A 14,874-nucleotide genomic window follows, 5' to 3' on the forward strand; every position below is an offset into this window, starting at 1 on the left:
CGGCCATTCTGTACCGGTCGATGCCTTGATCCTGGTCGGCTGCCGTCGTTGGACTGACCGATGGACAGGAGCGGACCTGAGCTCGTTGCAGATGCATCCGGCGTCTCGATAGCATGTCAGCCGAACGGCTGCGGCGACGTCGTGGTGAATTTCGATGGGGGTGAGTACGTCTATGGGGGACATGCTGAAGGCTGATCTCGATGAGATCAGGTCGCTCGGGACACAGTTGGGTGTGAAGGCGAGTGCGATCACCCAGATCGCCGCGCCAGCAAAGACCAGCATCGAAGCGGTCGTGATGCCCGACGCCGGGATCGAGGACCTGTTGGGCAGAATTACCGCGAAGCTGGAAACCACCCTGTCCAAGCACAGCACCGCCGTACAGGCGATGGCCGACGGCGCCGCAACCGCCGCGACGACCTACGAGGATGTCGAGGATGTCTTCCGCGCGCAGCTGACCTCGCTGACGGAAGGACTCTCGCAGTGACGACGCCGACGATTCCTCAGGTCGAGTCCTGGAAGCCGCAAACACTCATCGCGGCGGGCCAGGCGATCATCAAGGCCGGAACAGACCTTACCGACCGGATGGCCGAAGTCGATCTCGCGGTGGACAAGAGCGCGGTGAACTGGCAGGGCGATGCCAGCGCGGCTGCCTCGATGCGCGCTGTATCGGAATTGCTCACGGCCTCCCAATCGAAACGCGCCACCGCCACCATCGGGGACGCGATGGTGGCGCAAGGTGGGACGATCGATGGCTACCGGTCGGCGGTGCTCAATACCCGTGATGCCGCTGTCAATGTCCACGGAATGACCGTCGCCCCGGACGGAACCGTCACCGCGCCGACAGTTCCCGGTGACGACACCGACGCGATGCGGGCGATTTTGCAAGGGCGCCTCGACCGTGAGGCCGCAGGTTTCCAGACCAGCTTGAAGGAGAACCTGGCGAACCTGGGCACCGCGTTGACCGCGTTGCGGTTTACGGCCGCGCTCGGCTTGACCGATCTCGACCAACACGGCGGGCCTGGTGGCGCGACCGTCGGTACCCCCACGTTGTCGGGTGCGGGCGGCAAGGCGCTCGGTACGCAGATCCAGGAGGCTGTGGACAAGGGCGAACCGATTCCGGCGGAGGTCCTCGACCAGCTCACCGAGGATCTGAAAGCCACCGGTATTCCGCCGTCGCAGCTTCAGGCCTACCTGAATGGCGAGCCCACCACCATTCCCGCTGGGACCCAGCAGTATCTGAAAGAGCTGTACAGCGCTGCAGGTGCTGATGGTTTCACCGCCGCCAGCCAGCAGTTGCAGGCTCAGGGTCCGGCGGGTCAGCAGGCGGCGTCGTCGCTGGCGAACGGTGTGCTGGTGATATCGAACGAGAAGGTCGGGACCGGGCGTGGCAGCGACGGAAAGCTCACTGGTGGGGGGAGCTATGAGAACTTGCCGCAAGACATGCGTGATCTCATCTCCACCCGTGTCGCACCCAACGGGATGGCACCCGATGCCAACACAACGATGTATCCCGGCGACGGCACGATCGTGGGGAACCACAAGGAGTTTGTCACCGATCAGAAAGACTTCCTCCAGGCGCTTTCGCAGGCAGAGCCCGGAAATGAGCCGGGGACCAAGATGTCCACTGAGCTGATTCGACAGGGAATGCACACCGCGTGGGTCGAGGATCACGGAGGCGGTCTCCCCTTCAGCGACTCACCCTCGGACGACCCCAAGCATGTCGAGCCGCTGGAGCAGGCGATCGCGCTCGGTTCGCGCAACACAGACGGCGTCCACGCGATCCTTACCGGCGAGGGCGATGCTGAGATCCTCGGCGCTGGCTACAATCCCGACACTGCAGTGCTGCCGTTGCTGCAACGCGACGACGGGACCGCGATGGGGTCGCTTACCGACTGGATTTCGCGTGACGCGCATGTCACCGCAGCACCGGATAGCCCGGACTACCCGGGCCAAAAGGAGGCCGCTACCCAGGCGGGTGAAGCGGCTCGTGGGCTCGCTGAGATCATGTCCACCGAGAAGTCCGCCGACGGCACGAACAACTACACGACCCTGCTCTCCGGGGACGGCAAGATCGGTGACGGTACCGCCGACCAGGTCGCCGAAGCACTCGCGCCCTACGTCGGCAACATGGTCGGCATGCCCAGCGGTAATCCTGGCGACCTCACCAACACAATGGGCTTCGGGCCAGACTTCGGCGGTAAGGACAACTCCGGGATCGGTGGCCCGATCGAGCCGTTGCGGGTGTTCAGTATCCTCGACTCCGACGAGGGCGCGAGCACGATCATCAACGGCACCGCTTTGGCTGAATCGCAGCGCATGGACCGGCTCTTCGCCATAGAGGAAGCCAACGGTGACGGCAACCCGAACAACGGCAAGTACAGCAGCCGCCTGCAATGGCTGGTCAACCAAGGACTCGATGTCCAATCCGCCCAGGAGACCCAGAACGGCGTCGATGCCAGCGCTGCCGAGGCCAGCCGCAACGCCAAGTGGAACACCGCATGGACAGCATCGCAGATCGTCGCGGGCGGCATGGGACCGCAGGGAATCGCAGTCGCTTCGGGCTCGGAGTTCCTCAAACCGTTCGTGCTGTCGGCCGATTCGCCGAGCACTCCTGAACAGTCCCCGCTGAAACTGGACACCACCCAATTCGACTTCGACTTCGACCGCGGCGACAAGGACACGACCTACCGGCCCACCAGTTGGGGCGGCAGCGAGCACCGCGAATACACGATGCTGCAAACACTCGCCGAAGCCGGGAAAATCGACATGAACCAAGTCCCCGACATCTACAAAAACGAAAACGGCGAATTCAAACCCTACTCCCAATATCGCCAGGACTACCACAACGCATCCACCGTCGAGCAAAACAGTGCCGAGGTCGGGCCGAACGGCCGAAAAGGCCTCCTCGAACAGGCGGGTCTCAATCCCGACTCGCTCCAGGACTACACCGCCCAAGCATCGCCGGGCGGGTCCGAGTACCAAACCCTGGACTCGATGATCCAAGGCGGCGACAAAATGCCACGCAAAGAATGGCTCGAATGGCTCGCCGGAGAGCAATCGGCGAACTCGGGTAAAAACACATGGTGACCACCAGAACCCGCCGCGCCGGTGCTACCTACGCACTCGCCGCGCTACTCACTCTGGTAAGTGCCTGCACACCTGCCAGCGAACCCGAACCGGTCCCAGGCCCCTACCGCCCGCCCGAGGAAGTCCGCAACGCGACCGTGGTGTGGTCCGCCGCACCAGGAGTCGACCTATCCTCCACCGAAGCGAGACTGGTCCGCGCTATGAGCGAGTCGGGGATCATCGGCAACGCCGCAGGTCTCGATGCGACTTACCCGGGATTCCAGGAAGCCTTGGACAGTAGACAGCATTCAGGATTCGAATCAATCTCCGATCGCGGAAAGATCGCAGGAACCCTTTACCAGCATATTCTGGAATTCTCCCCGCTCGTAACTGCTTCCGATGGGTTCAACGCAAAAACATGCACGTTGGATACGGGAATTTCCCGCCTCGTCGACGGTAAATGGGTTCCTACCTGGATCGGCACGGCCCTTCTTGAATACCGGTTTATCGACATGACGGGCAAACCTGGTGAATATGAGTCAAAATCCTACCCCCTGCTAACAGGAGCTGACCGAGCCCACTGGCAAGCGCCTAGTGAAAACGTCTTCGATGGGTGGAGGGCCTACTATCGCGGCGGGATGCGGCTGAGTGAATATTATCGACAAACCGTGGCGATCGATCCGTGTGTTGCCTGGGCTCGAACCATCGATCCTGACGTTGCATTGGACCACCCACCCAACGACTACGCCCGGGATGTCCGCCCTCCGGTGCAGCCGGTGTATCCCGGTTGGCCTGACCCGGCCCGCTGACGACACCTCTGACAGAATTGAACCGCGATGAGCCCCCAGCACGAAGAACTCGGCGCAAAAGTCCGCCGACTCCAGCAAACGGTCGCTGACGTACACGGCCAGACCAGCATGGATGGCATCACGATCCGTACTGATGCCAACGGCCGCCTGTCAGAGCTGCATATCGGCCACAGCGCGTATGCTCGTGGCCCCCAGGAGCTCGCCGAGCTGATCGTTCGCGTGTACCGCGACACCGCCGCCGAGGTCGCCGCCCGAACCTCGGCGATCATGGCCGAACTCCGCGACGACCCCGCCGTAGCCCGAATCGCCGACGCCACCGTCATTGAAACCGCCACGCCGCCCGCCCGGCCTGCACCAGCGCAGCCAACCCAAACGGACCCGTGGCAGACATCGCAGGCACCATCCCAGCAGGGCTGGTCCACTGCCGTACCCGGCGACCGCCCGCGCGAATACGGCACGTCCTCGACCCGCAGCCCGGACCCAGCTCCCTACCCCGGCTATCAGGACTACTACACCGCGCCGACTGTTCCGGCTGCGAAAGCGCCCGAGCGACCGTACCGACCTTCGTACGAGGACGATGACGACGACATCGACCCCTACTACCAGCGGAAGTCATGGTTGGTTTGATCGGGTAGAGTCGTCGGCCAGAAAAGCATCGTGGGGCGTACCCGCGACAAGAGCTGTGTTCAGGGGGACGTTCATGCGGATGTGGCACAAGGCCATTCCAGCTCTCGCTGTTGTGGTGGGCGCGATCAGCGGATGCAACAACGCTGACCCGACCACGACAACGCAGCCCAGCACGACAGCTGCGCTGACGACGAGCGCGGACTCGGATGCCGTGCTCTGGGATCCGTGCAGTCTCCCAGATGCCGCGCTGACTGATGCCGGGCTCAACACCGCCACTCAGCAGACAGACATCGGCGGGGTCAAGTTCGAGGGTTGGAAGATCTGCAGCTGGACTGACGTGAACAAGACCTACACGTTCGGCATCCTGACGAGCGCCCACACGCTCGGCGAGATCAGGCAACGCACCGACTATGGTGACTTCACTGACACCCAAGTCGATGGAAAGACCGCTTTGCAGTACCGCTGGGCGGGGTCGCGACGCGACTTCTCCTGCAAGATTGCCGTCGAAGCGCCGTCCGGGACGATCGATTTCGACATTCTCGTTCGGCACAGTTCTCGTGACACGGCCGCCGATCCTTGCGTCGAGGTTCGACGCTTGGCGGACGAGTTGATCGATGAGATTCCGATTAGCTGAGGCGAAGTCGTGCGGGCACAACGCACACGTTCGTGACATATCTCCGGGCGAGCATTTGGGGGCAAGGCATTGGTGAATATCGATCCCGGTGAGTGGAAACGGCTCGAAGGACAAGCTGCTGCGGGGGAGCTCGCACTGAACCCCGAGGTCGGCGCTGGACTCACGCGAGTGTGTGATGACCACATCACCGTCCTGGAGGGCGTTCTCAGCAAGATCGGCTACGTCGAGCAGGTGACCGGTTTCGGTACCTTCAACTCCAGTCAGATCCTCGAGCGGAAGTTCTCGCTGACCGCTGCGGGTGGGGAGCGGTCTCTCGACCAGACGATCCGTGAACACATTGAGGCAGTGACCACGGCCAAAGAGGTTGTCCTCAAAGCGATCGCGAACTTCCAAGCCCAGGATGAGTACAACGCTGGGCAATTCAACGGTCCGGGGGAAGGCTGATGACCTACGAGGAGTACCGGGACAAGGTGATCGCCGCGCAGGAGCAGTGGAACCAGGAGCGCAGCGGTATCTACCTCGTCCAGCACGCGGCCCAGCTGTCGAGCATTTTCGCGGAGCAGTTCCAACCCACTCACCTCACGGGGACCGATGACGGATATGACCACATGTCGTTGGCACAGATGCAGGCGGCCGTCTCGGCGATGAAGCCCGGTGCGGTGCAGAGCGCGTCGGATGTGTGGTCGGCGATCAGCACCGATGTTTCGACGTCGCTGCAAACCTTCACCACGGCGTTCGAGGCGACGACCAATGCCGATAGCGGGTGGGTCGGTGCCGCGGCCTCGGCGGCGGTGACCGCCGTGAACAACTATGCGGCACAGTCGAGCACGCTTCCGGCGGCAGCTCTTGCCATCAGTCTCAAACTGGATGAGATGCGGACCGGTATCGAGCAGACGCAAGCGTTGATGCCTGGTGTCACCAACCGCCCGACACTGACGGGGAAGACGCTGCCGGTCGATGGTGAGATGAAGCTGGACCAGTATACCGAGGACGAGGCCGAGGAAGAAGGCCGGCGGATCCTGCGGACCATATACGGTCAAGTCGCGGTCCAATCCGATACCGGTGTGCCGTTCATGCCGACCGCACCGAAGATCGTCGACAGCGGCGGCGGTGACACCGCAACTCCCGGCGGTGGCTCACCGGGCGTGCCCGGCGGTGGGAGCACCGGCGATCGGGCAACGACACAGCAGCCGACTGCCGAGACGCCGCAGACCGAGGACCCCCAGGCCACCGAACCACAGAACCCGGCGGCGCCCCAAGAGGAGGGCGACACGTCCGAAGACTCCCCGGCGTCGTCGGACGACGACACCTCGGCAGCTTCGACGACTTCACCAGCGGCGACAACTCCCGGTGCCACGCAGCCAGGCTCCACAACGCCCACCACACCATCGCCGTCGTCGGCACCGGTGGGATCTGCGCCCGGCGGTAGCGGCGTTGGAGTCGGCGCGGGAGGTGGAAGTCGTGGCGGTTCGCCAGGTTCAACGCTGAGCCCAGGTCGCGCAGTGGCTGGAATGCCCGGTACGGGGCAGCCTGTAGCGGCAGCGACGAACACCGCTGCTGGCGGTGCCGCCGGGCGAACCGGTATGGGCGGGATGGGTGCGGGCGCCCCCGGAGCGCGAGGCGGCGGACAAAACGACGAGGAGCGCCGGGGCGTCGCGGAGTACCTCATCACACAGGACAACGGTGAAATCCTGACCGGTATCAGCGACATCAGAACGGTACCCCCGGTGATCGGCGGGGATTTCGACAGTGCACAGCAGTAGATTCACCGCCCAAGAGTTCGCCATCCTCTGGTCGGCGTATGGGCGTGACCGGCTGCCCTACCCGCTGCAATTCCGCACGGAGATCAGCGATGTCGACGAGCTGAGGCGACACCGCGAGCAGGCGGTGGAAAGACTGCTCGCCACCTACAATCCCGAGATCGAAGCTGCCCTGAACACGCTGCTGAGTCCGGATGCGCGCGTTGAGTCGAAAGGATATGTCGGGCAGCATGATCCGCGCATCATCCGGTTCTTCGGTGCGATTCGCAGTGAGGCGGGCGCGACGCTCATTCAGGAACCCGGTCCGGCTGAGAACGCCGGTGGTGACGTCATCCTCACCGTGTGCGGCGCGGATCAGGTCGCGCAAGCCGCCGTCGCGGCTCTGCCCGCTCGTGAGCCAGGCAGGCGGGCACCGCTGGAAATCTCGCGCGCCCGCATCGCCGAGGAAGATGAGCACTTCGAATTCCGGGCCGGTGCGCTCACCGCGACCGAGCAACTGAACCTGATGTTCGAGCGTCCACGCTCGGCCTACGGCGAGGTCGCCGCTTTCACCGGCGGCGCGATCGACGCCCGCCCGTCGGCCTCGGTTCGCACGTTCTGGTGGATGGACTACCCCGATGGCCGCTACTACGTCCGCACCGGTGACCCGATCATCGCCGAGCCGCTCGACCGCGATCGGATGACCGCCGGTATCGGTACGATGCTGCGTCGCGCACAACGCCTGCACGCCGACGCTTCCCGCTGACGCGGATCCGCGCCGAGTGGCTGGCGCAAGTGCGGCGTGGGTGTTGCGGCCGGGCCGGATGTCGAGTCGTGATCGAGCCCAGGACGGTGTGATCTCAGCGGGTGCGGGTCGTTTCATCGGCCGGTGCCTTCCGCCGCGCTGAGCCAATCGGCGATGTTGTCGAGCGATCCGTGGCAGATCACCCGGAACGGGCTGTACAGCTCCCATCCGTAGGGTGGTTCCGGTGCCCGGCGGATGCCCAAGGACCGGTGCGCGGCTCGGTCGGTCAGCTCAGCAACCCGGGTTTCGGTCGCATCGCTCACTGATTCTCTCCTGGGTTGTTTCGGTTCAGCTGTACGTATCGCCGGAGATTGTCGGCATCGGCACGACCGTGGGCCGTCTGGTCGGTCGGCATTGGCGGTGTCGGATCGGACCTGGTGGCGACCCAACCGGCTTCACACATCGCGTCCAGTGTGGCCAGCAGGTCCACCAGCGACGGGCCGGGCGCTGGGTTCGGTGTGGTGAGGTGGTTCATCGGGTCGCCTGTCGTTGCGGGCGGCGTTGCGGCGCCGATATCTGCCACGCTTCGCGGCGATTCTGGAAGGCGTCACCGGTTTCACGCAATGCGCGCAGGACTCGCACCACCCGCCACTTCGGCGCGTTCAGGTTGCGGGCGATCGTGTCTGCGGTCAACATCCCGCCTGGTCTGAGCAACGCGAGAATCTCGGCTTCGAGAGCGTTCGTCATCGGCTTCACCTCGGTGCACTGTGGTCGGTTACGTTCCCGGGCATAGCGATTCACCTCGGCTGGTGTCGTTGCTCATCTCGTGCGTCCCTGACTTTGGCGGCTTCGGTAGAAGGAGCTCACCACGGCGGGGCTGCCTGTGGGCGCGCTACGCTGTTGACAAACCGGGTGTGGGGAACTGTCAACAGGCAGGCGGGTACGTGTGGACACCGAAGCGACGAAATTGCTCAGTATGGAGACCGACCGAACGGGCACGGAGCTGAAGCGATCCCGCGAGGCCCGCGGCCTGAGCTTCCGCGAGCTCGGCGCGCTGCTGTTCTGCGATCACACGAAGATCGCGCACATCGAGTCCGGTCGTCGGTGGCCGAAAGACCGCGCGTGGGTCGAGTCGGCCGACATCGCGCTCGGCGCCGCCGGAAGGCTGGTCGCGGCGTGGGATGCTGACCAGCGCGAACACGCTCGTCATGCGGACACGATGCGGATGCTGGAACAGGCCAGAATCGATTCGGAGTCCTTTCTGGCGTTACCGGACGCGGCCGACCTCGACGAGATCCAAGCCGGAGTGCACGAGATCGCGACCGGCGCCAGGTTCGAGCCCTACGAGATCACTCTGACGCGGGCGTCGGACCTCCGCGTTGAGCTGATGCGTCGCGTCAGGGTCGGTGCGCATTCACCGGATGAACTGCGAACGCTTTACGCGGCGCTGGGGCGTGTGTGTGGCGTGCTGGCATATCTCACGTTGGACCTGGGGCAGGCGGAAACGGCCCGCATGCACGCACAAGCCGCGTTCAAGCTCGGCGATCGCGCCGACCACGACCAATTGCGGGCATGGTCCCGAGGCACCCAGGCACTGGCTTTCCGATTCGACAAGAACTTCGAGCAAGCAGCTCGGGCTGCGTCGGACGGACTCCGCTACACCAACAATTCGACAGGCACAGCGGAAGCGCGGCTGCTGTGCGGGCTCGCTGCCTCGGTAGCGAACTTGGGTGACTCCGGCCGGGCGCTGGAACTGCTCGATGACGCTGAGCGTGCACGCGACCGCGCGAGCACGGACGAGTTTCCGGGCCTGTTCACGTTCACACCAGCGAAGCAGATCTACTACCGGGGATTCTCGCTGATGTGGGCGGAGGACCCAAAAACGCTGAATCGGTCGGCGAAAGCGTCCCAGGATGCGATAGCAGCATGGCAAGTTCAGCGTTCACCCGGCGACGAGATGCTCTCGCACATCTATCTCGCGACCGCCAACGCCCGGCTCGGGGACCTGGACGGGAGCATCGCAGCGGTCACCCCGGTCCTCGAAAACCCGATCAGCGCGCACTTTTCCTGGGTTCGGAAACGGTTGCGCCAGCTCGATCGCCTGCTGGGCGAACACTTCCCGGACAGCGTCCCCGCCACCGGCATGCGCGAAACGCTGGGGGCATACATCCTCGCGAGGTAGATGGTGGCGGCCGTGGCGCGTGGCGCCGGGTGAGCTCTGTCGGCGAGAATCGGTCACGGTCGATGTCCCGAGCGCGGCGGAGGCTGCTGAGAACGCCGACGTGGGAAGGACCCTATTGCCGAGTCCGCTACCTCGTCCCGATCCGCGAGCGCCGGGTACGCGCGATCGAGTTTGGTTAATAGTTACTGCTTGCGCGGGAAATGGATTTTTGCGGTGGTCAATGCGTGGCGCTTTGTGGGGCGAAATGTGCAGGGAAATGCGTGGGGCGATCAAATAGCCACACCCGGATATCGCATCCCCGCAGCGTAGGGGCTACATCCGCGCGTGGGTGTTATCCAGGATTGTCTATTATTCTATTGATAATAGACATCCGGGCCCTGCGCCTGCTGTTGACTGCTGGAGTTCACGCGGGGCCGATTCCGGGGACTTGCCCCGCCGTTCCGGCCCGTCATCAGATCCGGCCGGCCTGGTGGCCTCCGTCCGAGCCGGTAACGGAGGGGTGGCGAGCCCGGCCTGGGCCGCCGTGCGGGTAGATCGGTGAGTGCGTCGATGAGATTTTTTCCGGGGCACATTAGATGGCGAGATCACCTGAACTGTTCGGTGCGCGGATCAAAACGACGCACCCGCACTCAGTGTTTCCGCTGGTCACCGGCGGGATATCCGCGCGGATATCGTCGTGGATTGTCTATACATGTCCACTGTATAGCCATCCGTGCGCGGCCCGTGTCCGCGAGCGGTTCGGTTTTCACGCTCTTGCTCTCCAGGCGTTGAAGATCGTTCTCCGTTCGGCGGTCTGAGGCTGGGATCTTCTTCCTGACCTGTCCGAGGCGCCGACTCGCGCACGCCGCCGCCGCACTGGGGGATCGTTTCGATCGGGGCGAGGCCGGCGACTCGCGGCGGCGGGAGTCGAATCTTTCGCTCGCGAGGCACATTTCATGCAGGTCGAGTTGGGATGTGGCGGTCGGGAGTTGTTGTTTTCACGTTCTGCTTGACACCGGCCCGCTACGGAGCGTCCATGGAGCCGACAACCGTACCGAACCCCCCGGGGGGACCTGTCCCCGATCGGTGCCGATGTCGCTGTCCCCGACCGGGACAGCCGTATTCACCCCGCCCCCATGTTGAAGGGAATTGCCAATGTCCAAGAAATATAGTGCCGCCAACACGTCCCCGGCGCCGCCCGGCCCGGCCGATCGGCCGGATTCGCCGACGGTGGTGCCGGTGCTGGGCAGCGACGCCGCCCGCGCGTTGTGGGATGCGCTGGCAGCTCGTCCGGGCGTCACGGCCGCCGCGCTGGCTGATGTGTCCGGGGTTGGGTTGTCCACGGCCCGCCGTCTGCTGACGAACTGGGAAGTGGTCGGGGCCGCCGCCTCGCTCACCGACCTTGCCTCGCCGCGGGCGGCGAAAGCCTGGACTACCGGATCGGCCGCACCCGAATCGGAATCAACCACCACCAAACCGGTCACTCCCGCCGAGGATGCCGACCGGGGCATCGATGCGCTCGACACTGCGCCGGAAAGCCCCGCAGTCGCCCCGACTGGCGGCGAAGCCACCGATCCGGTCCCGGCGGTCCCGTCCGCACCCGCCGCCGCGGCCACGGTGGACGCGGAGTCGACGGTGCGACGCCTGCCAGCTGGCGCGTTGCGCGGCCACGTCGAGGATTTCCTCCACGACCACCCCGGGCAAGAGTTCACCCCACATCGGATCGGGAACGAACTCGACCGCTCCAGCGGCGCGGTCCACAACGCCCTGGTCAAGCTCACCGGAGACGGGACAGCCCGCCAAACCTGCACGTCCCCCAAGAAATTCACTCTCGCGTCCTGACGAACCGGGGCGATGCCGGAATCCCCGAAGTTCCTACCTTCGGGGAGTCCGACACCGCGCCTCTCAACCTATCCCTGAGAACAGAATGGTGTTTCGACTATGTATTCCACTGCTTCCCCGGCGATCCTGGCCCCAGCCCTGCACCGGGCGTTCGCCAACGCGACCCTGGCCCCGGACAGTGTGGCGTTGTGGCTCGAGATCGCGACCGTGGCCGCGCGGGAGCTCAGCGTGCCGGTGTTGCCGGTGATGGTGCCGTGGGTGCCGGTGATGCTGCGCTACCGGCTGTACCGGACCGAAGGCGAGTTCTTCCCCTACACCGGTTCGGTACGGATCATCACCGGGCCGCTGACCGGGACCACTTACCCCAACCCGGAGGCCGCCGCGAGCGCGGTCGTGGCCGCCACCCCCGCTCCGGTCACCAGCCACACCGGCGAGGAGACCGGCACGGCGAAGGTGTTGCCGCTGTGGCGGTTCCGCTCCACCGGCACCCCGGGCGCGTTCACCCCACCCACCAACCGACCGCGCACCTGCTGACCCCACCTACCCGCTGAGACGGCCGGTGGTGCCGAACAACTCCCGTTCGGCACCACCGGCCGTTTCCTGTGTGCGGCGAGGGTCATCTTCGGGGCGGAGGCGATCGGCCACCTCGGCGATGCTGGAAACGGACTGCGCCCCGTCACGAGATCGACACGGCCGACCCGGCGAGCCCGGCCGGTGTCGAGGCGTGGACACCGAACGCGCCCGGCCCGCCGCGCGTCTGCCGTGGGGTGAGTAGATCGGTGAGTGCGGCGATGAAAATTTTTCCGTGGCATGTTCGATGGCGAGATCACCTGCGATACTCGCTGCCCGGATTGGAACGACGCACCCGCGCCCGGCGTTTCCGCTGGTCACTGGTGGAATATCCGCGCGGATATCAACAGGGATTGTCTATACATTTCTTATGTATAGACATCCGTGGGCGGCCGCGTCCGCGTTGATGGTCCTACATTTCATGCTGAATTGTGTGCCGATCAGCGTCTCTGCTCCCGAACATGGTTTACCTGCATGTTTTTGATCGTTACCGAATCGTCACGCATTATTGTGTCCTGAAACGGATGTTTTCGCGGCAGTAGAGGGTGTACACGTATCTCTGTTTCCGGCGCCCGCGCCGCCGGGAACGCCGTCAGGGAGGACCCTCGTTCATGCCCACTGATCCGCACAACGTTTCCAGCCTCGACGCCGCCCGTGTCCGCCGCGCACACCGCCGCCGCACCCCCGAACCCGCACCGGGGGCCGTTGACGGCGCTGCGGGCGAATCCGGCCGTGAAACGGCCACACCCCGCGCCGGGGGCATGTGGGTGGGACCGACCAGCGAGCAGACCCGCCGCCTGGTCGCCGAGAGCCGGATGCGGCAAGGACTCCCGCCGACGATCGAGAACCCGGACGCGATCGAATCCCTGGCACTGTTCCTGCGCAACACCATCGACACCATCGACCACGACCACGACCGGGGTAAGCGCGCGGCGTGAGGTCGGCCCCGCCTACAGTTCCCGCCACACGATATCCACCGACGAGGTGTCGAACCGCCACGCCTTCCCGTTCTGGTCCACCCACCTCGCCGCGTAGATCCGGGCGGGCTTCACGATCACCTTCTCCACCAGGCGTTCGGTCGCCTCGTGCCGCCACCGGGCTCCCTTCGTGTGCCACGCCTTGCGCAACTCGCCCGGGGTGGATCCGATGTCGGCAAGCACGGCGAGGGCTTGCGCGCCGCGTAGTGAATCCTGCTCGGCGCGCAAGGTTTTCAGCGACTGTTTCAGGCTGGCGATGGTGCGTTCGATCACCCGCAGATCGTCGGGGTCCCCCGCGCCGGTCAGGATCTCGCTGCGCTGGTCGGTCTCGGCATCCAGATTCCCCGCCGTGATCTCGATCCGCCGCTGCAACTCCGCGATCCGTCCGGCGTTGTCGTTGCCCCGGTCCAGCCGCGACAAGATCTCCGGGTCCTCATACGCCGCGATCACCTGCTGGGCCACCCACATCTCCAACGCGCCCGCATCCCGGAACACCCGTCCACACCCACACCGCACCCGCGCGGCGTCCTTGGCCTGGCACACATACCGACGCTGCAACACCGTGCCGTGCTTGCGTTTCCGCTCGAGCGAGGACCCGACCAGCCACCGTCGGCACGGCTGCCCCGCCTGCGCGGTGTCCTCGGGCCAGGTCCCACCGCATTCGGCCAAACCGGTCAGCAAATACTCGCCGTTGCGCTGCCGGGGCCGGTCCGGGTCCTTCGCCCGGCTGTGGGCCTTGATCGCCGCCCGCATCGCGTCATGCTCGGCACGAGTGAACACAGCGGGCCACTGCGCCCGATGCCGGGTGCCGGTACGGGTATGGACCCGGATACCGTTGCCCTCGGGGTTGTTCAGGCACCCACACCGCGCCCCGGTGGCGTCGGTGTGCTCACCCAGGTCATAGGCCACATACGCCTCCAACAACAGCAGATGCGACAATTTGCCCACCCGCCACACCCCGCCCTCCGACGTGGTGATGCCCCGGGCATTCCAGTCGGTGACGATCGTGGTCTGCGACTCACCGTTGATGATCCGGTCCCGGCCCTCCCGCAACACCGCCACCTCATCGTCACGCAGCGCACACCGGTCCAGAATCTCCGCGCCGGTGACCGGGTGGATACCGACGACTTTGCCGTACCCGAACCGGCGCGAACCGCCCTGCATCACCCCCTTCGCCGCTTCCTCACTCATCCGATCCAGAAGGTTTTCGGTGTTGGTTTCCCGATACTCGGCCGCCTCGGCCACCTTGACCATGAAGTTCTTGCGCCCGGCACCAGAGGTCAGGTCGTATTCGGTGTCCTTGACGAACACATACCGCACCCCCTCATCCCGCCCGAGTTTCATCAACTCGTTGCCCAGGTCATAGTCCCGGGTCAACCGCGCCACATCACGGGCAAGCACCGTCTTCGCCGGTCCAGCGGCCACCAGCCGCAACACCTCCCGTAACGCAGGCCGGTCGGCATCCGCACCCGACAGATCGTTGTCACAGAAGATCCGCGCCAACGCCAACCCCTTCCGGGCTGCGTGCGCGACTTCGTTCTTGGCTTGCAGCTGCACCCCCTCAGCCCGGTCCTTCTCATCCCGAGAGATACGCACATACCCATACACCCACTCCGCAGGGTTCACACCGGCCACACCAGCAGCCAACGCGGCGTTTATCTCAGTGAGCCAACCAGGTTCCCTACCAACTGTTTTCGTCATACC

The 14,874-nt window shown here is 64.9% G+C and carries 15 protein-coding genes; 12 read left to right on the forward strand and 3 right to left on the reverse strand.

The genetic code is table 11. The features are described from left to right. Positions 1-172: 172 nt before the first annotated feature. The 8 genes from NV348_RS07050 (at position 173) to NV348_RS07085 (ending at position 7,641) form a co-directional block, all read left to right on the forward strand. Positions 173-484 (forward strand): hypothetical protein, encoded by a 312-nt coding sequence (locus tag NV348_RS07050; RefSeq protein ID WP_447146277.1) that lies wholly within the window; start codon positions 173-175, stop codon positions 482-484. Then, positions 481-3,087, forward strand: coding sequence for a TPR repeat domain-containing protein (locus NV348_RS07055; RefSeq protein ID WP_447146278.1), 2,607 nt, complete (start codon positions 481-483; stop codon positions 3,085-3,087). Before NV348_RS07050 ends, NV348_RS07055 begins: the two co-directional genes overlap by 4 nt. Before the next feature lie 200 nt (positions 3,088-3,287). After that, on the forward strand, positions 3,288-3,875 hold the full coding sequence (locus NV348_RS07060; protein WP_447146279.1) for a hypothetical protein: 588 nt from the start codon (positions 3,288-3,290) through the stop codon (positions 3,873-3,875). 27 nt (positions 3,876-3,902) lie between these two features. Next, on the forward strand, positions 3,903-4,502 hold the full coding sequence (locus NV348_RS07065) for a YbaB/EbfC family nucleoid-associated protein (RefSeq protein ID WP_447146280.1): 600 nt from the start codon (positions 3,903-3,905) through the stop codon (positions 4,500-4,502). 79 nt (positions 4,503-4,581) lie between these two features. Beyond that, positions 4,582-5,136 carry a DUF3558 domain-containing protein gene (locus NV348_RS07070; RefSeq protein WP_447146281.1) on the forward strand — a complete coding sequence of 185 codons (555 nt, stop codon included), beginning with the start codon at positions 4,582-4,584 and terminating at the stop codon, positions 5,134-5,136. A gap of 72 nt (positions 5,137-5,208) precedes the next feature. Then, on the forward strand, positions 5,209-5,580 hold the full coding sequence (locus NV348_RS07075; RefSeq protein ID WP_447146282.1) for a hypothetical protein: 372 nt from the start codon (positions 5,209-5,211) through the stop codon (positions 5,578-5,580). After that, a complete protein-coding gene (locus NV348_RS07080) occupies positions 5,580-6,899 on the forward strand; it encodes a hypothetical protein (RefSeq protein WP_447146283.1) in 1,320 nt (439 codons plus the stop codon). Before NV348_RS07075 ends, NV348_RS07080 begins: the two co-directional genes overlap by 1 nt. Continuing rightward, positions 6,886-7,641: an ESX secretion-associated protein EspG gene (locus NV348_RS07085; RefSeq protein ID WP_447146284.1), complete on the forward strand. Its 756-nt coding sequence runs from the start codon at positions 6,886-6,888 to the stop codon at positions 7,639-7,641. Before NV348_RS07080 ends, NV348_RS07085 begins: the two co-directional genes overlap by 14 nt. Positions 7,642-7,754: 113 nt before the next feature. Here the strand turns inward: NV348_RS07085 and NV348_RS07090 are convergent, their stop codons facing one another. Then, the gene (locus NV348_RS07090; protein WP_447146285.1) at positions 7,755-7,943 is read right to left on the reverse strand and encodes a hypothetical protein; all 189 of its coding nucleotides are present in this window, start codon (positions 7,941-7,943) and stop codon (positions 7,755-7,757) included. 208 nt (positions 7,944-8,151) lie between these two features. Beyond that, positions 8,152-8,367, reverse strand: a complete 216-nt coding sequence (locus tag NV348_RS07095) for a hypothetical protein (RefSeq protein WP_447146286.1) — start codon at positions 8,365-8,367, stop codon at positions 8,152-8,154. Positions 8,368-8,566: 199 nt separating this feature from the next. On the opposite strand from NV348_RS07095, the gene NV348_RS07100 reads away from it, so the two are divergent. The 4 genes from NV348_RS07100 to NV348_RS07115 all read left to right on the forward strand — a co-directional run bounded on the left by NV348_RS07100 (position 8,567) and on the right by NV348_RS07115 (position 13,131). Next, complete coding sequence (locus NV348_RS07100; protein WP_447146287.1) at positions 8,567-9,802, forward strand: helix-turn-helix domain-containing protein; 1,236 nt, start codon at positions 8,567-8,569, stop codon at positions 9,800-9,802. A 1,134-nt stretch (positions 9,803-10,936) separates the two neighbouring features. Continuing rightward, on the forward strand, positions 10,937-11,623 hold the full coding sequence (locus tag NV348_RS07105) for a hypothetical protein (protein WP_447146288.1): 687 nt from the start codon (positions 10,937-10,939) through the stop codon (positions 11,621-11,623). A 99-nt stretch (positions 11,624-11,722) separates the two neighbouring features. Further along, entirely contained in the window at positions 11,723-12,157 is a 435-nt protein-coding gene (locus tag NV348_RS07110) for a hypothetical protein (protein WP_447146289.1), read from the forward strand. A 647-nt stretch (positions 12,158-12,804) separates the two neighbouring features. After that, positions 12,805-13,131: a hypothetical protein gene (locus NV348_RS07115; RefSeq protein WP_447146290.1), complete on the forward strand. Its 327-nt coding sequence runs from the start codon at positions 12,805-12,807 to the stop codon at positions 13,129-13,131. A 12-nt stretch (positions 13,132-13,143) separates the two neighbouring features. Here NV348_RS07115 and NV348_RS07120 read toward each other — a convergent pair whose 3' ends face one another. Next, positions 13,144-14,871: a recombinase family protein gene (locus NV348_RS07120; protein ID WP_447146291.1), complete on the reverse strand. Its 1,728-nt coding sequence runs from the start codon at positions 14,869-14,871 to the stop codon at positions 13,144-13,146. Positions 14,872-14,874: the final 3 nt, after the last annotated feature.

Source organism: Nocardia fodinahabitans (assembly GCF_052983615.1).